Annotated in this window: 18 protein-coding genes; 7 read left to right on the forward strand and 11 right to left on the reverse strand. The window is 66.4% G+C overall.

Going from position 1 to position 26,782, the window contains the following annotated elements; translation table 11 throughout:
* The first annotated feature begins 121 nt into the window (after positions 1-121).
* The gene (locus tag LPB04_RS03150; RefSeq protein WP_193687338.1) at positions 122-499 is read left to right on the forward strand and encodes a hypothetical protein; all 378 of its coding nucleotides are present in this window, start codon (positions 122-124) and stop codon (positions 497-499) included.
* On the opposite strand, the gene queC is transcribed toward LPB04_RS03150, so the two are convergent.
* Positions 496-1,203 (reverse strand): 7-cyano-7-deazaguanine synthase QueC, encoded by a 708-nt coding sequence (gene queC / locus LPB04_RS03155; RefSeq protein ID WP_193687339.1) that lies wholly within the window; start codon positions 1,201-1,203, stop codon positions 496-498. The two genes, LPB04_RS03150 and queC, sit on opposite strands and share 4 nt — an antisense overlap.
* Before the next feature lie 156 nt (positions 1,204-1,359).
* Between queC and LPB04_RS03160 the strand changes: the two genes are divergently transcribed.
* Positions 1,360-3,237, forward strand: coding sequence for an autotransporter assembly complex protein TamA (locus tag LPB04_RS03160; RefSeq protein WP_193687340.1), 1,878 nt, complete (start codon positions 1,360-1,362; stop codon positions 3,235-3,237).
* Complete coding sequence (locus tag LPB04_RS03165) at positions 3,237-7,676, forward strand: translocation/assembly module TamB domain-containing protein (RefSeq protein WP_193687341.1); 4,440 nt, start codon at positions 3,237-3,239, stop codon at positions 7,674-7,676. The genes LPB04_RS03160 and LPB04_RS03165 overlap by 1 nt, the downstream gene beginning before the upstream one ends.
* A gap of 56 nt (positions 7,677-7,732) precedes the next feature.
* Here the strand turns inward: LPB04_RS03165 and LPB04_RS03170 are convergent, their stop codons facing one another.
* On the reverse strand, positions 7,733-7,900 hold the full coding sequence (locus LPB04_RS03170) for a hypothetical protein (RefSeq protein ID WP_193687342.1): 168 nt from the start codon (positions 7,898-7,900) through the stop codon (positions 7,733-7,735).
* 102 nt (positions 7,901-8,002) lie between these two features.
* Between LPB04_RS03170 and LPB04_RS03175 the strand changes: the two genes are divergently transcribed.
* Positions 8,003-8,518 carry a hypothetical protein gene (locus LPB04_RS03175; protein ID WP_193687343.1) on the forward strand — a complete coding sequence of 172 codons (516 nt, stop codon included), beginning with the start codon at positions 8,003-8,005 and terminating at the stop codon, positions 8,516-8,518.
* Positions 8,519-8,539: 21 nt separating this feature from the next.
* Here the strand turns inward: LPB04_RS03175 and LPB04_RS03180 are convergent, their stop codons facing one another.
* On the reverse strand, positions 8,540-10,456 hold the full coding sequence (locus LPB04_RS03180; RefSeq protein WP_193687344.1) for an FAD-binding monooxygenase: 1,917 nt from the start codon (positions 10,454-10,456) through the stop codon (positions 8,540-8,542).
* Between the two features lie 118 nt (positions 10,457-10,574).
* Between LPB04_RS03180 and LPB04_RS03185 the strand changes: the two genes are divergently transcribed.
* Entirely contained in the window at positions 10,575-11,486 is a 912-nt protein-coding gene (locus tag LPB04_RS03185) for a LysR family transcriptional regulator (RefSeq protein ID WP_193687345.1), read from the forward strand.
* Between the two features lie 2 nt (positions 11,487-11,488).
* Here the strand turns inward: LPB04_RS03185 and LPB04_RS03190 are convergent, their stop codons facing one another.
* From LPB04_RS03190 to LPB04_RS03215, 6 genes are all read right to left on the reverse strand, one after another.
* A complete protein-coding gene (locus LPB04_RS03190; RefSeq protein ID WP_193687346.1) occupies positions 11,489-12,664 on the reverse strand; it encodes an ABC transporter substrate-binding protein in 1,176 nt (391 codons plus the stop codon).
* A gap of 142 nt (positions 12,665-12,806) precedes the next feature.
* Positions 12,807-15,629, reverse strand: coding sequence for an ATP-binding protein (locus tag LPB04_RS03195; protein WP_193687347.1), 2,823 nt, complete (start codon positions 15,627-15,629; stop codon positions 12,807-12,809).
* Positions 15,630-15,635: 6 nt separating this feature from the next.
* A complete protein-coding gene (locus tag LPB04_RS03200) occupies positions 15,636-16,334 on the reverse strand; it encodes a hypothetical protein (RefSeq protein WP_193687348.1) in 699 nt (232 codons plus the stop codon).
* On the reverse strand, positions 16,327-17,706 hold the full coding sequence (locus LPB04_RS03205; RefSeq protein WP_193687349.1) for a hypothetical protein: 1,380 nt from the start codon (positions 17,704-17,706) through the stop codon (positions 16,327-16,329). Before LPB04_RS03205 ends, LPB04_RS03200 begins: the two co-directional genes overlap by 8 nt.
* Before the next feature lie 322 nt (positions 17,707-18,028).
* Positions 18,029-18,772: a DUF3108 domain-containing protein gene (locus tag LPB04_RS03210; RefSeq protein WP_227496601.1), complete on the reverse strand. Its 744-nt coding sequence runs from the start codon at positions 18,770-18,772 to the stop codon at positions 18,029-18,031.
* Positions 18,773-18,774: 2 nt separating this feature from the next.
* Positions 18,775-19,881: a DUF3108 domain-containing protein gene (locus LPB04_RS03215; protein ID WP_193687350.1), complete on the reverse strand. Its 1,107-nt coding sequence runs from the start codon at positions 19,879-19,881 to the stop codon at positions 18,775-18,777.
* Between the two features lie 111 nt (positions 19,882-19,992).
* Here LPB04_RS03215 and LPB04_RS03220 point away from each other — a divergent pair, with 111 nt between their 5' ends.
* The gene (locus LPB04_RS03220; RefSeq protein ID WP_193687351.1) at positions 19,993-20,694 is read left to right on the forward strand and encodes a PhaM family polyhydroxyalkanoate granule multifunctional regulatory protein; all 702 of its coding nucleotides are present in this window, start codon (positions 19,993-19,995) and stop codon (positions 20,692-20,694) included.
* A gap of 133 nt (positions 20,695-20,827) precedes the next feature.
* Positions 20,828-24,106 carry a patatin-like phospholipase family protein gene (locus LPB04_RS03225; protein ID WP_193687352.1) on the forward strand — a complete coding sequence of 1,093 codons (3,279 nt, stop codon included), beginning with the start codon at positions 20,828-20,830 and terminating at the stop codon, positions 24,104-24,106.
* A 232-nt stretch (positions 24,107-24,338) separates the two neighbouring features.
* Here LPB04_RS03225 and LPB04_RS03230 read toward each other — a convergent pair whose 3' ends face one another.
* Positions 24,339-26,033: a tetratricopeptide repeat-containing response regulator gene (locus tag LPB04_RS03230; protein WP_193687353.1), complete on the reverse strand. Its 1,695-nt coding sequence runs from the start codon at positions 26,031-26,033 to the stop codon at positions 24,339-24,341.
* Positions 26,030-26,746, reverse strand: a complete 717-nt coding sequence (locus tag LPB04_RS03235) for a sensor histidine kinase (protein ID WP_193687354.1) — start codon at positions 26,744-26,746, stop codon at positions 26,030-26,032. Before LPB04_RS03235 ends, LPB04_RS03230 begins: the two co-directional genes overlap by 4 nt.
* Between the last annotated feature and the right edge of the window lie 36 nt (positions 26,747-26,782).

Here is a 26,782-nt window from a genome sequence, read left to right on the forward strand (position 1 = left end):
GCATTCGTCGGCCCCATCTGCGCTCCGGCCCGCCGAATACGCCGCCCGTCGCAGAGGGCTCGCCCGGGACTTCGCAGATGCTTACAGTAAAGCCATACCACTCCACTACCGAGGCCTCGCCATGAAAAAGATTGCCCCCTACCTCATCCTGTTCCTGTGCGCCCTGCTGCTCTGGGACCTGCTGTTCACCTTCGGCGACGCCAGTTTCCACATCGACGGCGACGAGATCGACGGCCCGCTCGGCGCCATGCTCGGCATCCTGTTCGCAGGCGGCGGCACGCTGATCGGCTTGCTCGTGGTACTGGTAGTGGGCGTGGTGCTGGCGGTCGTGATGGCCGGCGTGGGCGTCGTCATCGTCGGCGCAATGGCGATCGCCGGCCTGGCCGTTGCGGCGGCGATCGTGCCCTTCCTGTTACCGCTGTTACTGCCGCTGGCCCTGATCTGGTACCTGGTCAGCCGGGCGCGCCGCAACCGCACCGTGCAGAAAGTGGCTGTCTAGGCTTTCTCGGCGGCGAACTGCGCATAACCGCGCGCACGCAGTTCGCAGGCCGGGCAGGTGCCGCAACCATAGCCCCAGTCATGGCGCTCGCCGCGCTCGCCCAGGTAGCAGGTGTGGGTCTCGAAGCGCACCAGGTCGACCAGCGCCTGCCCGCCCGCCTGTTCCGCCAGCTCCCAGGTCTGCTTCTTGTCGATCCACATCAGCGGCGTCTCGACTTTCAATCGCGTTGCCATGCCGAGATTGAGGGCCACCTGCAGCGCCTTCATCGTGTCGTCACGGCAATCCGGATAGCCCGAGAAATCGGTCTCGCACATCCCGCCCACCAGCACCGTCAGGCCACGCCGGTAGGCCACCGTCGCCGCCACCGTCATGAACAGCAGGTTGCGGCCGGGCACGAACGTATTCGGCAAGCCATTCGCCTGCATTTCGATCGCCACATTGCTCGTGAGCGCGGTATCGGAAATACGGCCGATCAGCGACAGGTCGACCATGTGGTCTTCACCCAGGCGCGCGTCCCAGTCGGGCGACAGCGCGCGCATCTTCTCGAGCACGGTCGGGCGCACGGTCAGCTCGATCGCGTGGCGCTGGCCATAGTCGAAACCGATGGTTTCCACGCGCGCATAACGCTGCAATGCCCAGGCCAGGCAGGTAGTCGAATCCTGTCCTCCACTGAAGAGGACGAGGGCGGTATCGGGAGCGTGCATGTATGGTTTTCCGGGAAGTTAAACGTTCGCCATTATTTTTGCAATTCCGCTAAGATTCGCTCAGCTTTTATACTGAGATGGAGACACATGGTTCCCGCAACATCCCACCGGACCGCACAGGCGGGACCAAGGCAATCACGGATTTTGGCACAAATCATGCTGTCCGTATATGTCGTGCTGGGCGCACAGGCTGCGTACGCACAGGGTATCAATTACACGGTACGCATCGACGCCCCGGGCAAGCTCGACGACCTGCTCGAGGATAACCTCGACCTGCTGCGCTGGCGCGGCAACCCGCGCGTCGACCTCGAACAGCTGCAGCGCCTCGTGAAAGCCGCGCCCGAGGAAGCGAAAACCCTGATCGCCACCGAAGGATATTATTCGCCGCGCATCACCGCCGGGCTCGATACGAGCGGCGCCACCCCGGTCGCGCGCATCGTCGTCGATCCCGGCCAGCCGGTGCTGGTGAGCGATCTCGACCTCGTGCTGCAGGGCTTCGTACCCTTCGAACAGGGCGGCGCCCCGTATGATGCCGCTGCCCTGCGCAACCGCTGGTCGCTGCCGGTCGGCGCGCGTTTCCGCCAGGCCGACTGGGAAGCGGCCAAGCGCGATTTGCTGCGCGAGGTGATGCAGTCGCGCTTCCCGCGCGCCCAGCTGGTCGAAACCAGCGCCACCGTCGATCCCGACGCTTATAAAGCCTCGCTGCGCGTGGTCATCGACAGCGGCCCCGAAATGCGCTTCGGCGAATTGCGCATCCGCGGCCTGAAGCGCTATCCGCGCGAGGTGATCACGAACCTGAACAAGATCAAGCCGGGCGACATGTACAGCGAAGCGGCCCTGCAGGCCCTGCAATCGCGGCTGCAGGAAACGGGGTATTTCGCCAGCGTCGAGGTCAGCGCCGACATGCGCGCCGTGCTCAATGCCGAGATCAAGGAACTCAAGGACGACGACGACGCCACAGCGCCTTCGTCGAACGAGAATGCCCCGGCCCCGGCCGGGCAAGCCGCCGCCGCCGGCCAGGACAGCGTTCCCGGCCAGGCCACGACCGGCGTCAAGCCGCCCAGCGCGCCCGGCCCGACCGTGCTGCCGGTGCTGGTGCGCGTCACCGAGAACAAGCAGAAGAACCTCGAGGTCGGCCTGGGCTTCTCGACCAATACCGGCGGGCGTGCTTCGCTCGGCTACGACGACCTGAGCGTGTTCGGCAAGCGCATGAAGAGCGACCTGGTCTACGAACAGAAGCACCAGCTGGCCCGCGCCGATTTCTACTGGCCGACGAAACCGAACGGCTACAACGACAGCATCGGCGGCGGCTTCGAGCGCCTTGATGTGCGCGGCGAGATCACCACTACCGCCAGCGTGGCCGCCCGCCGCGCCTGGGGCACACCGGAACTCGAACGCAGCATCACCCTGGAAGCGCTGGCCGAACAGCGCAAGGTCGAAGGCATCGATAACGCCTACAGCAAGAGCATTCCGCTGACCTACAGCGTCACCCGGCGCAAGCTGGATAATCTGCTGCAGCCGACGCGCGGCTATGCGCTCAACTGGCAGCTGGGCATTGCGCCGCTGCCGCTGTTCACCGATGAAAAATTCATCCGCGGCTATACGCGCGGCGTCTATTACAAACCGGTCGGCACCAGCGGCACCCTGATCCTGAAGGGCGAAGCCGGCGCCGTCGTCTCGAAAGACAAGGTCGGCGTACCAAGTACCTTCCTGTTCCGTGCCGGCGGCGACCAGTCCGTGCGCGGCTACGGCTACCAGCAGCTGGGCGTGCGCGAAGGCGATGCCATCGTCGGCGGGCGCTACCTGCTCACCGGCGGCGCCGAATACCAGTACTGGTTCCGTCCGCCCTGGGGCGTGGCCTTCTTCGTCGATGCGGGCAACGCCGCCGACAAGTTCAAGGAGCTGAAACCGGAATACGGCTACGGCGTCGGCGCGCGCTGGCGCAGCCCGGTCGGTCCGATCAACGTCGACGTCGCCTATGGCCAGGCGGTGCGCAAGGTGCGCCTGCACTTCTCACTTGGATTCACGTTCTGATGGACGATCACAACACCACCCCTCCCACCCCGGCCAGGACGCCTGCCCCGAAGGTGCGGCGCTGGCCGCGGCGCGTCGCCATCGGCCTGCTTGCCACTGGCGTCGTCGGCGGCGGCGCCCTCTGGTACCTGGGCCGCGAAACGACGCTGCAGATGATTGCGGAGCGCGCCGCGCGCGCGACCGACGGCAAGCTGACCATGACCGGTGTGCGCGGCTCGATCTACGGTGCCATGCACATCGACCGCATCGTCTGGCGCACCGAGACCCAGCTGGCGACGGTGACCAACATCGACCTCGAATGGTCGCCGCGCCAGCTGCTCTCGAAAGGCATCGAGATCAACAAGCTGCACGCGGCCGACCTGCGCATGGAGACCCTGAAGCAATCCGACGAGCCGACCACGATGCCGGCCTCGCTCGCCCCGCCCTTCAAGATTGCGCTCGACGATGCAAGGCTGGCGAAAGCGACCTTCGTGAACAAGGGTGCCAGCACCGTCATCACCGACGTGCGCATGCGCCTGAACGGCGACAAGGTGCAGTGGCAGCTGAGCGACACGTCCGCCTCCACGCCCTGGGGCAAGGTTGCGGCCGACGGCAAGATCGCCTCAACCAAACCGTTCAAACTCGACGCCAACGCCAGCCTGTCGCAGGCGCACGTCGGCCCCGGCGCCACGCCCGCCCAGCTGAAACTGCGCGCCGGCGGCGACCTGAACCTGACCACCCTGGATGCCACCGGCAACGCCGGCCGCGCGGGTGGCGACGCGCGCCTGACCTTGTCGCCGTTTGCCAAGATCCCGCTGCGCACCATGGACCTCAAGGCCCACAACATCGATCCGGGCTTCTTCAATCCCTCGTTGCCGACGGCGGATCTAAGCCTGACGGTGGCCGCGAAACTGGACGACGCGCGCGCCGTTTCCGGCAGCGTCAACCTGGTCAACGAGGGACCGAAAGGCACCATCGACCAGCAGCGCCTGCCGCTGCGCGCCTTCCGCGGCCAGCTGGGCGGCAACCTCGATGCGATGCGCCTGGCCGACGTCGTCCTCGACTTCGGCGACGCCGGACGGTTTACCGGCAGCGGCAGCGTGCAGCGTGGAGAAGACAAGGAGGGCCTCGGCACCGCCAACTTCGCCCTGCACACCGACCGCTTCGATTTGAAGGGCATCCACGGCAGCATGAAGGCGACCAAAATCGCCGGCGACATCGCGGTGGCGAATGTCGGCAAGGTGCAATCGCTCGACATGCGCCTGGTCGAGAGCGGCCTGCGCCTGACTGCCAAGGCCAGGCTGGAAAACAACCAGGTCGACGTATCCGAGGCGCGCCTGGTGGCGGGCAGCGGCAGCGTCGACCTGCGCGGCAACATGAAACTGGGCGAAGACAAGGCCTTCAAGCTCAGCGCGAACGCCAGCCGCTTCAATCCGGCGGCGCTGGGCGACTATCCGCAAGCCGACATCAATGCGCTGGTGAACGCCAACGGTGTGCTGGCCCCGAGCTGGCGCGTGAATACCGATTTCGCCGTGCGTCCGAGCCGTCTGTTCGACCAGCCGCTGTCCGGTAAAGGCAAGCTGACGGCCGACGCGAAGCACGTCAGCGGGGTGGACGCCAACCTCGCTCTCGGCCAGAACACGGTCAACCTGAACGGCGCATTCGGCGCCCCGGGCGAACGCCTGGCCTGGCGCCTCGAAGGCCGCCAGCTCGCCGGCCTGCGCCCCGACCTGTACGGCGCGGTCGATGCGAATGGCGTCGTCACCGGCACCATGGCCAACCCGCGCACGACCTTCGTCGCCGACGCGAACGGACTGGGTTGGATTGCAGCCCAGCGCAAAGCCAACAACAGCAACCTGCACGTCAGCGGCGAAGCCTGGCTCGCCGGCGGCGAAGGGGCGCGTTTCGTCGAGGCCAAAGGCAGCGGCAACATGGCGCGCTTCAATCCGGCCGCCTTCGGCAGCCCGCTGCCCGGTTCGATCAATGGCGCCTTCGACGCCAGCGGCCGCTCCGGCGCCGACTGGCGCGGCGCCCTGAATTTAAAACTCGAGGAATCGACGCTGGCGAAATCGCCGTTGTGGGGCTATGCGCGCCTGGCGGCCGATAAACGCCACGTCTCGGGAGCCGATGTCGACCTGCACGTGGGCGCCAACGTGATCGCGGCCAAGGGCAGCTTCGGCGCCGGCAGCGACCGCCTCGACTGGCGCATCGATGCGCCGCAACTGGGCGCGCTCGGTCCCGATTACGCCGGCCTGCTGCGCGGCGCCGGCACCGTCAGCGGCACCATGGACACGCCCTCGCTCACCGCCAACCTGGAAGGCCAGAACCTGCGCCTGCTCGGCAAGCACAGTGTCAAAACGCTGCGCGCCAGCGCGAATCTCGGCTCCGGGCGCGGCGGCGCCGATCCTCTGGTCAGCGATATCCAGATCACCGAATTGGCCAGCGGCGAGACCCGCATCGAGGCAGCGAGCCTGCAGACCAGCGGCACGCGCGCGGCACACAGCCTGCGCGCCGCCGCCCGTGGCGACGACTTCGACGCCTCCACCGAGGTGCGCGGCGGCTGGAGCGGCAATGCCTGGGCCGGCACCCTGGCAGCCCTGCAGAACAAGGGCCGTTATGCGATGACCCTGGCGCAGCCGGTACCGCTGCGCATCGGCGTCGCGCCCGGCGCCGGCATCGCCGGCCTGGCAAAACCGGAGTCGCTCGCGTTCAACGGCGCGCTGATCCGGCTGCCGGCGGGTACCGTCAACATCGCTACGCTCACCAAGACGGGACCGCGCTGGAACAGCCGCGGCACGGCAAGCGGCGTGCCCTTGAATTACCTCGGCCAGTTCTCCGAAGCGCTGCGCGAAAACGTGCAGGGCAACCTGACCCTGGGCGCGGACTGGGCGCTCGACCTGCGTACCGCGACCGCCACCGGCGGCGCGCCTGCGCTGGCCGGCGGCGTGCACGTCTTCCGCGAAGGCGGCGACGCCCTGGTCGGCGCCGGCACGCCGGTCGCGATGGGCCTGCGCAGCTTCGATGTGCGCGCCGACGTGCAGGGCAGCGCGCTGCGCACCCAGCTCGTACTCGACGGCACCCGCACCGGCAGCGCGCGCGTCGACGGCACCGTCCAGATGATCGGCGGGAAGGTCAACCGCGACAGTCCGCTGCGCATGACGGCGAATGCCGACATGGCCTCGATCGCCTGGCTGGCGCCCTTCGCCGGCCAGCGCGACCTCGAACTCGACGGCAGCCTGAAACTGGCCGTGACCGGCGCCGGCACCATCGGCACCCCAAGCCTGAACGGCACCGTCAACGGCGACGCGATCGCCGTGCGCTGGCCCGAACAGGGCGTGCGCCTGCAGGGCGGCCAGCTGCGCGCCCAGCTCGCGGGCGACCGGCTGGTGCTGCAGCGCCTCTACCTGCAGGGCCTGCAGGGCAGCGCCACCGCCGACGGTTCGATCCGCTTCGGCGCCGGCGACCCGGCGATGCAGCTGAACCTGGTGGCAGATAAACTGGAAGCCCTGTCGCGTCCGGACCGCACCGTGATCGTCTCGGGCAAGGCGGCCCTGGTGCGCGACGCCAGCCGCTACTCGCTGGAGGGCAACTTCAAGGCCGACCGCGCCCTGATCGAGTTCGCGCCACAGGGCCGGCCGACGATCTCGGACGACGTCATCGTGCTCGGCCGCGGCAAGCCGATCCCGCCGCAGAAAAAGCAGGCCGACATGCCGCTGACCGTCGACCTGCGCGCCGACCTGGGCGACAACTTCCACCTGCGCGGTCTCGGCATCGACGCCATGCTCGAGGGCAGTGCCCGGGTCCGCATGGTCGGCAGCGCCGCCCCGCGTGTCAACGGCAGCATCCGCGTCGCCAGCGGCAACTACGCTGCCTATGGCCAGAAGCTGGCGATCGAGCGCGGCGTGATCACCTTCAGCGGCCCCTACGACAATCCGACGCTCGACGTGCTGGCGGTGCGCAAGCGTCCGGAGGGTGACCAGCTGAGCGAGACGAATGTCGAAGCCGGCGTGCAGGTGCGCGGCACGGCGCGCTCGCCGCAAGCCAGGCTGGTGTCGACGCCGAACGTGCCGGACAGCGAAAAGCTGTCCTGGCTGGTGCTGGGCCATGGCATGGAGGGCACCAGCGGCAACGAGAAGGATGTGCTGAGCGCCGCGGCCGGCGCCCTGCTGGGCGGCAAAGGCGGCACCGGCGGCATCCAGTCGAAGCTGGCGAACTCGCTCGGCGTCGATGAACTGGGCATCGGCCAGGGACGCAACGGCAACGCCGAAGGCTTGGCCAATACCGTGGTCACGGTGGGCAAGCGCATCTCCTCGCGCGCCTACCTCAGCTTCGAACAGGGCGCAGGGACGGCCTCGAGCCTGGTGCGCCTGCGCTACAAGCTGACGCCGAAATTCACCTTGCAGTTCCAGGCAGGGACGAACTCGGCGCTCGATGTGCTGTACGCCTGGGCCTTCGATTAAATTCGATTCAATTCGTACTCAAGAACGAAGAGGTCCCCGCGGGGACCTCTTTTGTTTTAATGCAGGCTCGGTTTTGGATCCGGCACCGGGTCTTCGTTGGCCGGCGTATGCACCGGCACGTGATGCGGGTGCGGCGCATCGAAGGGTTCCGGCGCCGGCTCGTCGGCCGGCACGGGATCGGGCGCGCGGTGCGCGCGCACCGGGATGGGAGTGGATGCGAACATGGGTCTGGTCTCCTGAAAACGGTGTTGTCACCTTACCATGGTGCGTGCGCGCCTGACGCCCGGTTACAATGCCCCCTTCGACTCAACCAGTACGCCTGACCGATGACCATCACCACGCTCGCCCTGCTCCTGCTGACGCCGATCCTCGTCTGGCGCATCTATTCGCGCCTCAAAACGCAGATGGCGCGCCAGCGCTCGATCATGTCGCGCCATTACACGGGCGTGCTGGTGTTCGTCGGGATGATCCTGGTGTCGCTGTCGGAAGTGATCACGCGGCCGTATGCGCTGGGCGCGCTCGTGGCCGGTACTGCGCTGGGCGTGTTCTGGGGCGTGTTCGCACTCAAGCGCACCGTGTACGAAGACACCGAAGGCGGCTATTTCTTCACGCCGCCGATGCGGCTCGGGATCGTGATGGCCATGATCCTGGTGGCGCGCGTGCTGTATATCGGGGTCGAGCTGTATGCAAGCCAGCAGGGTAATGGCGTACCGGCGCCGCGGTTCACGGACAGCCCGCTGACCATGCTGTGCGTGGGGCTGACGGGTGGGTATTTCGGGGCGTATTCGGTGGGCTTGCTGCTGTGGCGGCGGCGCCTGCGCCAGGCCATCGAACAGGCCTGACGCAAGCTGCCGGGCCCTGTCTCAGGCCTGGGGCAACATGAAGCCCGCAAAGAAATCGGCCAGGGCCCCGTGCGCATCCAGGGGCAGGACCAGGGCGACATACTGGTCGGGGCGCACCACCACCAGGGCGCCCTGCTCGCGGTCCACGCCGCGCAGGTCGAAGATGTCCGGGCCCTGCTTGAGCCGGGCGCTGAATACCTTTTCGTAATCGTGCAGGCGATATGGGCCTTTCTGCGGCCATAGCAAGGCGGGCATCGCAGTGACTTCCAGGTCGGCGTGGCTTTCCTGGAACACGGCGCGCAGGTCGAACACGGCGTCCGGATCCTGGCCTGCAGGCGTGTACCTGCGCACCGGCGAATCGGGTGAGTCGTCGAGAAAGCGGCACAGGGCGCGCACGCCGCCCTTGTCGTCCAGGGCGCCGTCCCTGCCGGCGAAGGCGTAGAGACGCCAGCGTCCGTCTGCCTTGCCTGCATGCCCCAGCTGCACCACCCTGGCGTCGCTGATGCGCAGCACCTCGGCCGAGTGAAAACGCGTTCCCACCGCGAAGCCGGTGGCCAGCGCCTGGTGCCTGAGGTCACCGCAGAGGAGCGAGGCGCCGTATTGCGTGCCGACGCCCGCCGTGTAGCGCAGGTGCCGCTCGAAATAGGTCTGGAACGCCTTCGGGTCCAGGCCTGCGCCCGTGCCGTCGGCCGGTTTGTCGCTGATCATCCTGGCCCATTCGCTGTCGAAGTCGATCAGCTGCTTGCCCACCGACTGGCGCTCGGCATTGTAGCTATGTAGCAGCGCCGGCGGGCATTGCCCGCGCAGGACGGCAGCCAGCTTCCAGCCCAGGTTGAAGGCATCCTGCATCGAGCAATTCATGCCCTGGCCCGCCTTTGGACTATGGGTGTGGCAAGCGTCGCCGGCGATGAAGACGCGCGGCAGCCGGCTGCCCTCCTCTCCTGTTGCCACGTCGTCGTACTTGTCGCAGATGCGCTGGCCGATCTCGTACACCGACCACCAGGCCACTTCCTTCACATCGAGCCGATAAGGATGGAAGATGCGCTGCGCCGCATCGATCAGCTGGTCGACCGTGATCTGGCGCTGCGCCACCCGTTCGTTTTCGCTCAGCTTGTCCATCTCGACGTACAGCCGCGTAAGGTAACCGCCCTCGCGCGGAATGATGAGGATACTGCCTGCTTCGGACTGGATCGCCACCTTGTAGCGCACGTCGGGGAAATCCGTCACCGCCAGCACATCCATCACGCCCCAGGCCTGGTGCGCGGCCTCGCCGGCCAGTTCGCGGCCGATGGCTGCACGGGTGGCGCTGCGGGCGCCGTCGCAGCCCACGACATAGCGCGCCCGCACCGTCTCGCGCTGCCCCGCATGTTGCGGGTCGGTCCGTTCCAGCGTCACCGTCACCGGATAGTCCCCGCGCGTCTCGTCCACGCTGACGCCCGCCAGCTTGCGCGCGTAATGGGGTTCCAGCCGGCTGGGCGAGTTGCGCATCGTCTCGAGGTAGAGATCGTGGACCCGCGCCTGGTTGAGCACCACGTGGGGGAACTCGGACAAGCCGTCTTCCGTGTCCTGGACGCGGCCATGGCGCACGATGGCCTGCGGGTTCCGTGCGTCCGGCTTCCAGAAGGTCACCTCATTGATCCAGCACGACTCCTGCAGCACGCGACCTGCAAAATCGAAGGCCTCGAACATTTCCATCGTGCGGCAAGCGATGCCGTCGGCCTGCCCTTTTTCAAGAGGCCCTTCTTTCTGCTCGACGATCGCCGTGTGAATTTCCGGAAATGCAGCCAGTTGCGCCGCCAGCGTCAGGCCGGCCGGGCCGCAACCGACGATGAGTACGTCGACCTGTGCCGGTACGGCATCCGTGTGCGGCCGGGCAAGGGGTGAAGCGGGGTGACGCTGTGGGTCACCGGGCCGAAATCCGTCGAGATGGAATTGCATGGCTGGTCTCCTGAAAGCTGCTGCCTGATGTTGTAGTCAACACTGTGACGGAAAAGCAGTATGTTGAAAACCGATGGTTCTTGATTGCTATAATCGGAATTTTAAATACTGGCACGCGATGAAGCGATTCGACCTGGAACTGCTGCTGGTGTTCGACGAGATCTTCAAAACCGGGAACGTGACCCGGGCTGCCCACAACCTCGGCCTGCCGCAGTCGAGCGTCAGCCTCGCCCTGGCCAAGCTGCGCGGGCATTTCAACGACCAGCTGTTCAGCCGTACCGCCAAAGGCATGGTGCCGACGCCACGCGCGCAGAACGCGGTCGGGGACGTGCGCCGCGCGATCCTGGCCCTGCAGCATGCGCTGGCCGACCAGCCGCTGTTCGATCCCGCCGCCAGCACGCGCCGCTTCCGGATCTGCATGACCGATATCAGCGAGATCGTGCTCCTGCCGCGCATCCTCAACCACCTGCGCGGTATCGCCCCGGGCATTCATCTCGAGATATCGCGGATTTCGCCCGACACACCGGCCGAACTTGCGGACGGCACGGTCGACCTGGCCGTCGGCTTCATGCCGCACCTGGAGGCCGGCTTCTACCAGCAAAAACTGTTCGACCAGCACTTCGTCTGCCTGGTGGCGAAAACGCACCCGCGCGTGGGCGCCGCGCTGACGGTGGAGCAGCTCGGGCAGGAGGGACATGTGCGCGTACGGACCTCGGGCACCGGCCACGCAATCGTCGACAAGATCCTGGCGCGCGAGGAGATCGAGCGCAGCGTGGTGCTGAACCTGCCCAGCTTCCTGGGCGTTGCCTCCATCGTGGCGCAGACCGAGCTGCTGGCCATCGTCCCCGAGCGCTATGCCAGCGCGATGGCCGGCAGTGAAGCGGTCCGCTTCCTGCCGGTCCCGGTGGAGCTGCCCGCTTACCAGGTCAAGCAGCACTGGCATGAGCGCTATCATGCCGACGTCTCGAATCGCTGGCTGCGCCAGATGGTGGCCGCGCTGTTTGCCAGCGGCGACGCCGCCGGCCACTAGCACTATTTTTTCCCCGGGTCCTTCTGGTTCGGGAACTGGTCGAATTCGACGTTGAACAGCTCGCCGTTCACCTTTTCGACCCGGCGCACGTATTCCGTCTGCACCACGTCGCGCGTGGCGGGATCGAGCATGATCGGCCCGCGCGGGCTGTTCAGCTTCAGGCCCTTCAGCACTGCCATGGCCTTGTCGCCGTCGATGTTGCCCTTGAGCTGGCGCGTCACCTCGTAGATCGCCGCCATGCCGTCGTAGCCGCCGACGGCCATGAAATTGGGCCGGCCCGCGCCCGGGTTGGCGCTCGCAAAACTTTTAAGGAAGGCGGCGTTCTCGGGCGACTTGTGCGCCGCCGAGTAGTGGAAGGTGGTGATCACGCCCAGCGTGGCGTCGCCCATCGCCGGCAGCATATGGTCGTCCGTCAGGTCGCCGGTGCCGATCACCTTGATGCCTGCTTCGGCCAGCCCGCGCTCGCGGTAGCCCTTCATGAAGGCGATCGTGTGCTCGCCCGGCGGCACGAACACGAATACCGCGTCCGGCTTCGCGTCCTTGATGCGCTGGATGTAGGGCGCAAAGTCCGGATTTTTCAGCGGTACGCGGATCGTCTCGGGCACTGTCCCTCCCCCTGCGGTGAGGGTCTCCTTGAAGGCCGTTTCGGCATCGATGCCGGGCGCGTAATCGGCGACCAGGGTGACCACCTTGCGGATCTTGTTCTTGAGCGCCCAGGTCGCCATCGGCGCAGAGCTCTGCGGCAGCGTCATCGATACGCGTGCGATGTAGTTCGACTTGGTCGTCACGATGGAACTGGCCGCATTCATGACGATCATCGGCTTCTTCGCCTGCTCGGCAAGCGGCGCGACGGCCAGCGCTTCGGGCGTCAGGCCGAAGCCTGCCAGGAAATCGACCTTGTCGCGCGTGACAAGCTCCTGGGCCAGGCGCTTCGCGATTTCGGGCGCGGGGCCCGTCGTGTCCCGGACCAGGATCTCGATTTTCTTGCCCGCGACGGTACTGCCATGTTGCGCAATATAGGCTTTGATACCGCCTTCCATCTGCTTGCCGTAGTCGGCAAACGGTCCGGAAAAGGGCGCGACCAGGCCGACCTTGATGGTGTTCTCCGCCGCCTGCGCCAGCAAGCCGACGCCGAGTGCGGCCGCTGCGATGACGATCCTGGACATTGCATGTTTCATGTCTTGTCTCCTGTTGTATGGTTCTGGTTTGCTCCTAGTGTGCCCAAGTTCCCGGGTGCTGCATACTCGGCGGAGTCTGATTCGCGCAATCAGCTTTTCGAATAGTAGGGTCAAAAAAAAAGAGGCCCGGCGGGCCCTTCTCTTATGCGGCTTTCGCCTCTTCTTTCCTTCTCTGCAGCACGAAAATCGGCTGCGCCCACTGCGTGTCCTTCTTCTTCTTGCTCGTGATGAGCGTCAGTTCCGAAGGATCGTAGACGTCGGTATTGTGCGTCAGCGGCGTCGTCATCAGGTACTGGGCGTCGGTGTTTTTCAGGAACTCGCCGACCAGCTGGATATTCCGGATATCCAGGTGCGCGAACGGTTCGTCGATGAAGACGAAGCCGCCCGAGCCCTCTTCCGATTTCAGCAAACCAATCAGCAAGACCAGCGACTTCATCACCTGCTGGCCGCCCGAGGCTTCGCCGTCGTTCATGCCGATCTGGTCCTTGCCGTCGAACTTGAACCGCACATGCAGGCCGGCTTGCGCCAGTTGCACGTCGTCGTTCTCGAGGCGCACCGGGTCGGCCTGCACGTCGATGCCGGCCAGTCCGCCCAGGTCCTTGATGTTCTTCGAATAGGTCTTGATCGTGTAGCGCAGGCGCTCGATGTAGGCGCCGCGCGCATTCCCCGTCGCCTCGATCGCACGGTTGTTCTGGTAGCGGCGCTCTTCGGTCTCGACCTGGCGCCCCGACAGCTGGTCGTTCAGGCGCGCGTACTGGTCGATCACGGTGGCATCGAGTTCCCAGTCGTCGCGCGCCAGCGCGTGTTCGAGCGAGGAGATGCGCAGGTTGACCTGGTGCGCGTTCTGGTGCTGGGCCACCAGGGCCGCGCGCCGCGCCGGACGCTTCCACGCCGCAGGAATATTCTTCCAGCCGCGGCGCAGCGCCAGCAATGCCTGCGCGTGTTCGCTTCTCTGCTCGATCTGGCGGCGGCTGTTCAGGCGCAAGCCCGCTTCCGCTTCCGACAGCGCCATGCGCGCGTTCTGCCAGACGGTGTCGGCACGGGTGCGCGCGACCGTCGCGTTTTTCGTCAGCGTCTGCAGTTCGCCCAGGCGCGCGCCCACTTCCAGGCGTTCCGCACGCAATGGGGTCATGCTGCGCGCCGCTTCCTCGAACTCGGCCTGGCGCGCCGCCAGTTCCTTGGCCGCGTCGACACCCGCGATACGGGCTTTCAGGGCGCCGACTTCGGCGGCGAGTTTACTGATCGTGAGCGTCAGCGCGTCTTCCTTCGCTTCGAGCGCCGGCAGGGATTTCTGGATCGCCTCCAGGCGCTGGGTTTTACCCGCGGCGCCGAAACGGTAGCGCGAGGGCTCAACAAATAACGAGCGCCCGCCGCGGCGTTCGCGGTGGTAGGCGTCCGGCGTGATCCACTCTTCGGTGCCCGACTTGAAGCCGGCATCGACCGAGTCGACGCGGTCGATGCGCGCCAGCTGGTCGATCAGCCAGCCCGGTGCCGGTGCCGAGAAATTCACCACCGACAGCAGGCTGTCGTCCTTCATCTTCGGCGCCTCGACGCAGTCGGGGACGATGAAGTGGCGATAGCGCTCCTTCTCCGCCAGGCGATACGCCGCCGGCGCATCCTTGGCGCGTTCGAGCAGCACGACCGAGGCGTAACCGCCGAGCACACCCTCCACTGCCCCCTGCCATTTCGGATCCGTCACTTCGACGATATCGGACAGCATGGCGTGCGGGATGCCTTCGTCGCGCAGGGCGCGGCGCATCAGGCGCTGGGCTTCCGGTTCCGGCATCGCGCTCTTGCCCTGCAGTGCGGAGATGGTCGCCATTTCGGCGGCGATCTTCGCGCCCAGCGCTTCGCGCGCGGCTTTCTGGCGCGCCAGCTCCGCTTCCTTTTCTTCGAGCTGGGAAGCGACTTGCGCCATGTCGGCGCCGGCTTCCGCCGCCAGCTTCTGCAGGCGTTCCTTCTGCTCGATCAGGTTTTCCAGCGGTTTGATGCGGCTGTTGATCTGGGTAAGGCGGCTGGCGAGGACGGTGCCTTCTTGCTCCAGCAGGGTTTCCTGCTGCTGGGCTTCGGTCAGCGCGCGCTGCTGGGCGGCCAGGGCCTGGCGTTTCTCGGCCAGCACGCTGTCGACCTGCGCCATCGGCTTGCGCTGTTCGTGCAGGGTGCGGCTGATGTTCGCCGCCTTTTCGCGCGCCTCGTGGTACTCGAGGCTCGGCAGCACTTCTTCCTTCAGGTCGCGCCGTTCCTTGTGCAGGTCTTCCCATTGATGGTAGTTCGCCACGCGCAGGCGCAGGCCCTCGAGGTTGATGCGCGAGGTTTCCAGTTCGGCCTCGAAGCGTTTGAGTTCCGTCTCGGTGTCGCGCTGGTGGCGCTTGGCTTCGTCGTAGGCGTCCAGCACTTCCTTGTCGCCGAAGACCTGGAACACCAGGTCCAGCAGCTGGCGCGGCGCGTATTCGCACAATTTATCGGTCTCGCCCTGCTCCAGGGCCAGCACCTTCGACATCGCCGGCGACAGGCCGGCCGATGCCAGGCGTTTCCGGTAGTTCTCGACGCCGAGCCAGTCGGTCGCTTCGGTGACTTCCTCGATGTTGACGTTCCCCGGGCGCATCAGGTACTGGCGCTTCCAGTCGCCGCCGTTCTTCTGCACCTGGCAGAAGAGCGTGACTTCGTCGTCGGCGAAAAAGCCGGAATGGCGGAACGGCCGGTTCGACAGCTGGCGCCCGACCGGCTTGTTGTCGACCACGGCGCGGATCCAGGCGCTCTGCTGGCCGGAGTGGCGCGCATAGTGCTTATAGGTGCGGCCCATCGAGCAATCGAGGCCGAAGAGCGTGCGCAGCGCGTCGAGCAGGGTCGTCTTGCCGGAGCCGTTCTGGCCGGCGATGGTGATGATCTTGGCGTCGAGCGGGATATTCTTGATCCGCTGCCAGTAATCCCAGTGGACCAGTTCGAGTGATTTAATGTGGAACATGCTGTCTCAATTCGATGGTTCGGTTGACTCGAGCGAATCGGCGTCGTTGGCGGCGTCGACCTTGCGCGGCGCGGCGGTCAGCGGCGCGCGCTTGAACACGTCGGACAGGGCGCCGTTGATGATGCGCTCCTTGAGCACGTCGGTGTCCATCATCAGGTCGAGCAAGGGTCCCTCCAGGATCACGTCGCCGCGCCGCTCGATGAAGCCGAGCTTGGAGAGCTGGCCCAGGTTCATGTCCATGCGCGTCTTCTTGCCCAGCTTGTCGCCGAAGTCGGACAAGAGCGCCGTGTAGGAGATGCCGATCGAGGTGTCTTCGGCGCGCGGGATCGGGTTGTCCTTGTCGAACAGGTCGTTCTGGTCGTCGGCGACGGTGACGTGGGTTTCCTGGCGCTCGCGCTTGGGCAGGATGATCTGTGCCCACAGCACCACCAGCAAGGCCACGCCGTCGCGCGTGAGGCCAAAATTATTGTTCTGCCAGATGTCCTTGGCGCCGAAGATCTTCGGCTCGACATTGCGGTGCAATGCGATCGTCACGTGGTCGGCATACACGTTGTCCAGCAGTTTCAGGCCGCATTCCAGCAGGCGCTTGTCGACTTCGATGCGGAACTGCTCGTCCGACAGCGCGCGCTTGACCATCTTGTCGTCGCGGCGCAGCGTCTGGTGCGTCAGCAGGCGCGCGATCAGGATTTGTGCATCGTCATTCATGTTCGGGGCCCAGCTCTAAATCCAGGTTTAATGAAAGGGTTGCAAACGACATGGCCGCCACTTCCGGATCGTCCAGCTGGACCATTTCGTCGGTGGGTTCGAAGCGGATCGGCAGGCGCGCCAGTTCTGCGGTCGCGCCCTGCAGGCTGGCTTCGGCGGCGTCGCCCAGCAGCGGCAGCAGGGACGCGCGGTAGGAAGCGACCGCGAAGCCGGCCGGCAGCAGGGATTCGTGCAGCTGCACCTTCTTCGGCCCCGTCTCCGAGAATTCCGGGAAGTTGCCGAGGTTGGCGAAGTCGGCCAGCTTGTTGATCCAGTCGTTCAGTTCGGCCTGCATCGCCGGGTTGTCGTTGACGGTCAGGGGCGCGTCTTCGCCCGACGGCAGGCCCTTCGGTCCAACCACGATGGCGCGTTCGAGCAGGAGTTCGGTTTCGGCCACGTCGATCATCTCGGCCGGCGTACCGAACAGCGGCACCACCGGACGGTCGATCGCGCCTTCGGCGAGACTGGCGAGATCGTCGTGGGCCAGCAGCCAGCGCTTGACGTCGGTGGTCGACAGGCCGGACTGACCGAGGTGCACGCGCTGGCGTTCGATCTGGTTCAGGGCGCGCGAGAACATGCCTTGCATGTTCAAGAGTGCGCTTTGTGCCCTGCCGATCGCCTGCGCCGCCTTGTGGGTGGCCGCATCGGCGCGTTCGTCGGAGGTGATCGCGCGCAGGATGACGGAGCCCTTCTCGACCCAGTCGCAGGCCATGTGCCACTTCGCCTGCGAGTTGCGCAGCTTGAATTCGGAGCCGGAGGCGATCGCGTCGCGGAATTCTTCCGTCAATTCGATCAGGCGGCCCAGCAAATGCCGCAATTGTTCGACCGTGACGCCGCCGACCGCCTGGGCGCCCGCCACCTGCGACAGCAGGAAGCCCATCTCGGCGTCGTCCTCTTCAGGTTTCGCCAGCGCGATCAGGGTGTCCAGCGCCGACAGCACATTCCTTGCCAGCGGCGTGATGCGGTAGACGGCGCTCGGCGCATCCCAGGCCAGCAGGCCGTGGGTGCGCAGGCGGTTCAGCACCGTCTCCAGGCTTTCCGGGATCAGGTAAGCGAGTTTGGTGTTGATGTCCGCGCGCGAAAACGCCGAGCTGCCGGTGTCGGCCGCCAGTTCGCGCAGCACCAGCAGGCGCACCAGCACGCCGTCCTGGCTGCCGTGGAACAGCGCCGTGAACGCGGACAGCATGGGCTGCGCACGTTTTAAATGGAAGACCTGCTCGATTTCGTCCGGGGCGATGCCATTTTGAAAATGCGCGGCGAGCGGGTCGAGCTCGTCGGGTACTACGCCATGGGGTTCCGCGGCGAGGGCCGCGCCTGCCTGTATGTCGATCATAGGGGATTACCAGTTTGCGAGCGCGGAATGTCAGGTGGCCTGTGATAGCTCTGCTTTTCCGCGAGGGCGCCAAGTATAACAGTTAAGAACCGGCAACTAGGAGGGGATCGGGTGGGGTTGGCGGGAATGACACAGTTGACGGGTGGTGCTTGCAAAACGGTGGCGGTGCGGTTTCGAGGGGCGGGCAGCACGTATCACCGCGTGGGCTCGGAGAGCCCACCCTACGTTACTCAAGAGCCCGGGGAAACCGGCATTGCGGCCATTGGCCGCAATGCCCCCTACGGTGCGCGGCGTTCGAAGCGCCGCGCACCGCCCGTGTTACCTATTTTTTTGTGATTTTGGTGACCGTCTGCTCGATCGCTTCACGGTCGTCGTCGCGGAAACGGATTTTCACGGGATACCACTCCTGCCCCGGTGCCAGCCAGATATCGACGCCTTCGGTCTTGCCCTCGCCGCGCGGCTGGCGCGTTACCAATAAAGTATCGAGTTCGCCCATGCCGGTCTGGATCTTTTCGCGTTTCATGACTTTGAAGGTCCAGGGCTCGGCGTCGCGCCGGCCGGCGACGATGAAACTCCATTCGCTGCCCGGCTTGAACTTCGCTTCTCCCGCGGCGCGCGCCACCGAGGCCAGTTGCCAGGTAACCGAGGCGCGGTCCTGCTCGCCGCCCTTCATGACATACGGTTCCTTCGCGTCGGTGAACGTGATCGTGTTGCTGTCGCGGTCGAACACGGTGGTCGTCGGATCCTTGCGGTAGCGCTTTTCATAGAATTCGTCGGGCGCCAGGCCGAAGTTGTCGATCACGCCGTGGCTGCGGTATTCGGTCAGCTTGCCGATCAGGGGCACGCGCGCTTCCACATTCACGTTGTATTTGCCGTCGCCGCCGCGCCAGGCGATCAGCGCTTCTCCCTTCAGGCCGAAGCCGCGCTGCTGGGCGTTCAGTTCATAGGCGATGTCGGCCGGCGGCGGCAGTTCGACCGCACGTTTTACCGGTGCCGCGGCCTGCACGCCCAGGCCCAGGGCCAGCAGGGCCGCCACTGCCCCGCCCTTCAGAAGATTGCTTCGCATTATCATTTTCCTGTATCGGTAAGGGCTATATTATTCACGGTTTGCGTGGTTACTGCACCGTTGGCTTCCGTGTTGCGAATCTGCACCGGATACCAGCCCTTGCCCGGGGCCAGCCAGACGTCCAGGCGCGAGCGGTAGGACCCCTCTTTCGGCGGGCGCGACAGGTGCACGGTCTGCAGCTTGCCGAGCTTCGTATCGATCTCCTCCTGTCCGACCACGACGAAGCGGAACATGACGGCGTCGCGGTCCTCTCCCACCTGGATGTCGATCTCGCCGGCGAGCTGCGCCGGGTCGCCGCGCGCGATCGCCGCCAGTTGCAGCGGCACGCTGGCCTTGTCCTGGGCGCCGGCGGCCAGGGCAATCGTCTTTTGCGAGGACGAGAAGCTGATCTTGTCGTGCGACCAGTCGAAGTGGGTTGCAGTGAGCGCGCGACCACGCCGCTTCTCCGTCATTTTCACGGGCATGAAACCGGTGGCCCCGAGCGCGCCCTCGCTGGTCAGCACCGCCAGGTTCACACGCGTAAAGACGATGCGGATGCCGGCCTCGAATTCGATGTGGTATGTATCGTCACGGATAGTCCAGAGCAGCTGCGCTTCGCCGTTCCAGCGGGTGCCGTCGGCGTCGACGCGTGCAACGTCCATCGTGATGGTGGCCGGCGGCGGCACGTCGACCTTGTAGCGGCGCATTTCAGGTACCAGCGGGACCGGCGGCGCGGGCGCTTCGGCGGGTGGAGATGCAGGCGGCGGCGCGGCCGCGGCGATGGCCGGCGCCGCGCTGTCCACGGGCGCCTCGCCCGTACCGCCGTTGCCCGGCTCGACGGGCGGCCCGACGGCATCCTCGTTGAGTACCGGCGCGCTGTCCTGGGCCAGTTCCGGCAAGGGCGGCGGCGGCAGCGGTTTCGGCAAGGGCGGCGCAAGCGGCGCAGGCGGCGGCGCCGGGGGCGTGGGCAGCACCTGGGCCTGCACGAATTCCATGCTCGACGCGGCAGGCAGGCGCGGCAGCGCCACCGTTCCCGAAATAAACGAAAACAGCGCGGCGTGCAGGAGGACGATCAGCAGGCCGACCAGCACGGCACGGCGCTGTCGGAAAATGGTGGCGACAATACCCATGGCGCCTAGTGTACTCGCCCACGTGCACGCTTGCCGCTCGACAGTTCGTCTCTCCGCTTGGATGCATGTTAGTTATCTGCTACGCTAAGACGACAATCAATGGAGACCAATATGCTGAAACCTCCCTCGCAGAATGTTCCCGGCATGACCGATACGCTCGAGTTCGTGAAAAACCTGTGGGGCGGCATGGGCGTGCCCGGCATGCCGGCGCCCGGCGCCTCCGGCCTCGGCGCCCCCGCCCTCTCCACCGACGATCTCGACAAGCGCATCACCGATTTGAAAGCCGTGGAAAGCTGGCTCAATTTGAACCTGTCGATGCTGCGCACCTCGATCCAGGCCCTGGAGGTGCAGCGCGGCACGCTCGCCACCCTGAAGTCGATGAGCGAGAGCATGGCGCAGGCGATGGGCCAGAAAGGCGATCAGACCGCCTCGCTGCCGCCGTTTGCCGCCTTCTTCAATGCGGCCGGCAACCAGCAGGCCGGCACCCCGCCCGCACCAGGGGTACAGGCAGGCGCGCAGGCAGGTCCCGGCGCCGCGGCAGGACCGGCGTCAGCGGACGCGATGATGCCCGCCGCCGTCGCATGGTGGAACCTGCTGCAAGACCAGTTCCGCCAGGCCGTGGCCAGCGCCATGCCGGCGGACGGCGGGCCGTCCGACAAGCCGGCCGCCGCCAAGTCCTCCGGCGAGAAGGGAGACAAGGCAAACCTTGCTGTGCCGGATCCCGCCGCCCGTGCAAGCACTGGTGGCGACACCGGCGGCACGCCCGGCACTTCCTCGCAGAAACCTTCCCGGACGAAATCCGACAAAGCGTAATTCCCGGGCAGGAAAAGCTTCCTGCCGAGCCCATGTCTTGATTTGACGGGCATCACACCCGCCCCCGCCGTGCTGAACTTGACAGTGCGGCCGGGGCCATCCGGCCGCCGCGTTCCCAAGTTGGAGACCGGCAATGCCCACCATCGATTTTTCCCTCCTCACGGCCGAGCAGGTCGCCGACCTGCGGCGTAAACTCGACAGCGCCGGCTGCCCGGTGCCGCCCAGCGCCCATCATCTTGCAGAGCTGGACGGCGCGATCGCCGCCTTCCGGCGCCAGCAGGGTTTGCCCGGCGGCGGTCCGCTCGACGAGGCGACCTGGCGCCGCCTGAACGCCTGCAGCGGCAGCGTCTTCAGCGAAGTGTTCCAGAATGAACTCGGTCTCCTGCGCCCGGGTCCGGAGGGGGCCAGCGGCGGCCCCGAAGACGTGCAGCCGGCCGCTACCTGCGACCTCCTCAGCCAGGCGCACGGGGCGCAGCTGGCCGGGCTGGCGCTGTCGGGCGGCGGCGTGCGCAGCGCCACCTTCAACCTCGGCGCCCTGCAGGCGCTGGCCGAGCTGCGCCTGCTGCGCGACATCGACTATCTGTCCACGGTCTCGGGCGGCGGCTTCATCGGCGGCTGGCTCTCGAAATGCATCCGCGAGCGGCGCGGCGACGTCAAGGCCGTGGAGGCCCTGTTGACGCCCGGCGCGGCCGGCCAGGCGGTCGCAAGCGAACCGGTCGAGATCCAGTTCCTGCGCCAGTACAGCAACTACCTGTCTCCCAGGAGCGGTACCTTCAGCGCCGACACCTGGACCCTGATCGGCACCTATGTGCGCAATACCTTCCTGAACCTCGCCATGCTGGTCGCCTGGCTGTGCGCCTTGCTCATCCTGCCGCGCTTCGCGGTCTGGGGCGTGCACCGCGTCGTCAAGCCGGGCGGTCCCTGGGCCGCCTGGTCGGACGCGATCTGGCTGATCGGCATGCTGCTGTTCCTGTTTGCCGTGTTCTGCATCGCGCTCTCCATCTCGAGCAAGCCGGAAAGTTCAACCGGCCTGCGCCGCTTTCCGCTGCAGCAGGGGGCGGTCCTGCGCTGCATTAATTTGCCGCTGCTGGCGGCCGGCTTCCTGGTCAGCATCGGCCTGTGGCGCCACGGCGGCGCCGTGCCGGCGCTGTGGGAAGTGGGCCTGCCCTCGCGTTTCAGGGGCTGGGGCGCCTGTTGGCTGCTGGTGCCCGGCCTCGTGTACTTCATCGTCTGGGCCAGCGGCTGGTACCTGGCGCACGACCGCACCAGCTCCTATCGCCGCGCCGGCTATGTGCTGTGCGGCGCGGGCGCGGCCCTGGTCGCCAGCATGTCGCTGTCGGCGGCGCTCGCATTCGCGCCGGGCGCGGTGGCGCACCTCTTGAGCCTCGAGGTCGCGCAACTGCTGGCCTGGCGCATCTGCCCGGCGCTGTGCGTGCTGATGGTCGTCATCGGCGCGGCACTGGCGCTGGAACAGCGGCTGCGCCTGCACCGCCCGGTCCGCGATCTCTCGCGCGCCGAGCTGATCGAGGGCCTGAGTCACTTCGTCTGCGCGATCGGGGCGCTCGCCGCCGGCACGCTGCTGCTGCTGGCGGGCCTGGCGCTGCTGCCCAATCCCCAGGAACATCCGGTCCTGAACAATGCCATCGCCCTGAGCACCTTCGGCATGCCGCTGATGATGACGCTGTTCTCGGTGACGATGACCCTGATGATCGGCCTGATCGGCTCCCTGTACAGCGACGCCAGCCGCGAATGGTGGAGCCGGCAAGGCGCCTGGTCCTCGATCTTCTCGCTGGCCTGGCTGATCACCTTCGGCGTCGCCTTCTTCTTCGCGCCCCTGCTGCACTGGGCCTGGCTGACCTACGATCCGATCGCTAATGCCGGCACCGCGATCGGCTGGCTGGTCATGACCGTGGTCGGCCTGAAGGCCGGCAGCGGCAGCGCCACCGGTCCGGCCGGAGGCAACTGCGCCAAGCGCGAATTCGCCGCACGGCTGGCGCCGTATTTTTTCACCGTCGGTATCTTCGCCATGTTGTCGAGCCTGGTGCAGGCCGTGGTCGCCCTGCCGCACGTGGGCTGCCCTGCTCCGGTCTCGCTGCCCTGCATCTATGCCGCCCACGCCAACGCCACCCTGGCCACCAGCGGCAGCACGCTGGCGGTCGCCTTCTGCTGTTTCCTGGGCGCGGCCCTGCTGCTCGGCTGGCGCGTCGACATCAACAAGTTTTCGCTGTATATGCTGTACCGGAACCGCCTGGTGCGCGCCTATTTCGGCGCCAGCAGCGCGCACCGCACACCCCACCCCTTCACCGGCTTCGATCCCACCGACGACCCGCAGCTGGCCGAGATGGAAAACCAGCGCCCCTACCATATCGTCAACACGGCCCTGAACCTGGTCAGCGGCGAAGAGCTGGCCTGGCAGACGAGAAAGGCGGCATCGTTCGCCTTTACCCCGCGCTTTTGCGGCTTCGAGATGCCGCGCATGCCGGCGCAAAGCGTGAGCGGTGGTACGCACGACGCCCAGCGCGGCGTCTACCGCCCCACGCGCGAATACGCGTCCGGGTCCGGCGCCGGCGACGACGACGCCACCGTGCGGCTCGGCATGGCGGTGGCCCTGTCGGGCGCCGCGGCCAGCCCCAACATGGGCACCCACTCGTCGCCGCCGCTGAACTTCCTGATGACGATGTTTAACGTGCGCCTCGGGCGCTGGTGCCCGAACCCGCTCAAATCGAGCTGGACCCGCTCCTCGCCCCGCATCGGCCTGTTCAGCCTGATTGCCGAACTGTTCGGCATGACGAATGCCGACGCCAACTACGTCTACCTGTCGGACGGTGGCCATTTCGAGAACCTCGGCATTTATGAGCTGGTGCGCCGCCGCTGTCGCCTGATCGTCGCGGTCGACGTCGCCAGCGACAAGACCATGGCCTTCGAAGACCTGGGTAATGCGATCCGCAAATGCGCCACCGACCTGCACGTGAATATCGAGGTCGACGTGACGAAGATGGACATCGTGAAAAGCACGGGCCTGTGCGGCGCCAGCTGCGCGGTCGGCGCGATCCGCTACAGCCATGTGGATCCGGATGGTCTGGACGGCACCTTCCTGTACATCAAGCCGGCCATCGTCGGCCTCGAAAACGCGGACGTGCTCAACTACCGCAAGGCGAATCCCGCCTACCCGCACCAGAGCACGGCGGACCAGTGGTTCGACGAGGCGCAGTTCGAGAGTTACCGGGCGCTCGGGTATCACATCGCCAAGGCGGCGCTGGCCAGGGCGGCGGCGGCGTCGGTGCTGGCGGACGGACGGCATGATGTGACGAAGTTGTGCGATTGCCTGCTGCGCGAGCATGGGCTGGCGGAGGCATCGGCGCCTGCGACGCCTCCTGCTTCCGTGGAAGAAGTACGGGACGAATTCAGGTAAGCCGGGCTACGCGGTCGTATCGACGGCCGGCGGCGTCTCGGGCTCTCCTTTTGGCGCCAGTACCGTAGGGTGGGCTCTCCGAAGTGAAGCTGTCATTGAAGCCATTGGCTTCAATGACCCCACGCGTGATACGGACCGGCTCCGATGTCGTGCTCGCCGATCTTGAAGACACGTATCACCGCGTGGGCTCGGAGAGCCCACCCTACGGTACACCACGACCGAGGATCAGATCTTATGCCCTTGTATCGACGGCCGGCGGTGTCTCGGGCTCCGCCTTCGGCGCCAGCACCGCCAGCTGCTCCATCAACTGCGCGAAGCGCTGCTGCCCCGGCTGCAGGCGGTCGACGTGGGCCAGCACTTCGTGTGCTTCGAGAGACAGGGCCTCGTCGAAGCCGCGCTCGCGCATGTGCGAGACCAGCACCTGCGCCGCGTTGAACAGGATGCGCTGGTTGTTCGGCAGCCGCGCGCGCGCTTCGCGCATCCAGTCGACGGCTTCCTGCAGTTTGCCGGTCTTCCAGAGCAGCACGCCCTGGTTCATCAGGTCGGCCGCTTCCTTTTTCGAGGAGCGGATCAGGTCCCCGCCCTCGTCCGTCAATCTCGCCTTGTCGAAGATCGCCTGCACCTCGTCGAGCAGCACCGCGTTGTCGTGGTTGTTGCGGATGACGTAGCAAAGCAGCTCGCTTGGCGCTTCCTTGACGCCGACCGCGAACAGCAAGGTCGCCATCTCGAGGCAGGTTTCCGTGTCGGGGCGGTCCTCGCGGGCGCCCAGCAGGGCTTCCAGTTCGTCGCCGGCCTTGCGCGCGCGGCGATAGTCTCCGCTCTCGTGATACACCAGGCCCTCGGTGATCTTGGCGCGCAGGTCGATGTCGGGATGCGCCTCGCTGAAATCACGTTGCGCCGCTTGCAGCAGCGCCTGCGCTTCCTTCGGATCGTTTTTGAGGCCGCAGACGCGCGCCAGGCCGAGATAGGCGTCGGGCGTGCGCCGCACCGAATATTCTCCGACCGCGATGCACTTGCGGAAGGCCTTTTCGGCCAGGGCGACGTTGCCCAGCTTGAGGCAGACCAGCCCCAGGTTGCGCTGGCGCGGCACGGAGTTCGGCGACAGCCTGGCCGCGCGCTCGAGGACCGAGCAGGCCTCCTCGAGTTTGCCCATGCCTTGCCAGGCCAGCGCCAGCTGGTCATAGGCATCGATGTAGTAGCGGTTCTCGGCGATCACGCCCTGGAACATCTGGCGCGCCGCTTCGAACTCGCCGTTGGCGAGGCGGATCTTGGCCAGTCCCGCGCGCGCCCACTGGTATTCGCGCTGATTCAGCACGCGCTCGTAGGCCTCGCGCGCCTTTTCCGGCTCGCCGCTCTTTTCCATCAGGCGCGCCTTCATGCGCAGCAGCTCGACTTCGTGCACGCGGCTGGCGCCGATCTGCTCGTCGCACAGGCGCGCCGCGCGCAGGTAGTCCTTTTCGGCGTAGGCCTGGTCGATCGGACGGAACACCTGCTTGCGGTGCCAGGCGCGGTTCAGGCGCGTGAGCAGCACACCCTCGGTGATCGGTTTCACCAGGTAGGCGTCGGGCTGGTGCTCGGCCGCGCCCATCACCGATTCGACGCTCTTTTCGGCCGAGACCATCATCCACACGCTGGACGGCAGCAGCAGGTTGCGCACCCGCGCTTCTTCCAGCACCTGCTGGCCGTTCTTGCCGTCGCCGAGATTGAAGTCGCACAGCACCACGTCGTAGCGCGTCTTGGCCAGCAGGCCGATCGCTTCTCCGCCGCTCGCGGCCTGGTCGATGTTCCTGGCGCCCAGGCTGCGCAGGGCCTCCCTCAGCAGCTGGCGCACGCCGATAAAATCGTCGACCACCAGGTAGTTCTTGCCGGCCCAGTCGATCGGTTCGGCCTTCGTCTGGGCCGGCGCGTTGCTAACCAGGGCGTTCATGGCAGGCTCAATACGAAACAGCCGCCGCCAAAGGCGCCGCCGTTTTCGAGGCGCACGCTCCCTTCGCGGCCGCGGTGGCGGTGCATGCGCGCGACCTCGCGCGAAAAGTGCAAGCCGAGACCGGCGCTGTTGGTGCGGAAATCGATGCCGCTGGCGGCACCGTCGAGACCCGCGGCGCCGGCGTCGAGCAGGGGCTGCGGATAGCCGTCGCCATTGTCCTCGACGCGGATTTCGAGCAGGCCGCCGGCCTCGCGCAGCGCGAGCCGGATGCGGTCGCGCGTGTAGTGGGCGGCGTTGTTGACGGCATGCGAGACGACGCCGACGATCAGGTCTTCGTCGAGATGCCAGATCAGGTCCCGGTCGCCCTCGACCTCGAGCGCGATCCCTTTCGCGTCGAGCAGCACGCGGCCCAGGGACACGACCTGATCGAGCAGCTGCGCCGCTTCGATCGGCTGCACGTCGAACGGATACTCGGGCGTGCCGACCCGTTTATACAGGGCCAGCAACTGCATCAGGTTGTCGTTCAGGCGGCGCGTCTGGTACAGCATCTGCGCCATCTGCGGATAGGCCGCGTCAGGGTGCGGGCCGGCCCCGACCAGCAGGCGCTCCAGGGTCCCGGAGAGCACGCTGATCGAGTTCTTCATGTCGTGGGCGGTGGAGGCCAGGAACAGGAGCAGGTCCTGCGAAGGTGCGGGGTCGTCCACGGGTGTCATCCAAGCGCAGCGCCATCGGGTGGCGCAAAAAGTTGC

It is taken from the genome of Massilia litorea, from assembly GCF_015101885.1.
Classification (GTDB): Bacteria; Pseudomonadota; Gammaproteobacteria; order Burkholderiales; family Burkholderiaceae_D; genus Telluria; species Telluria litorea.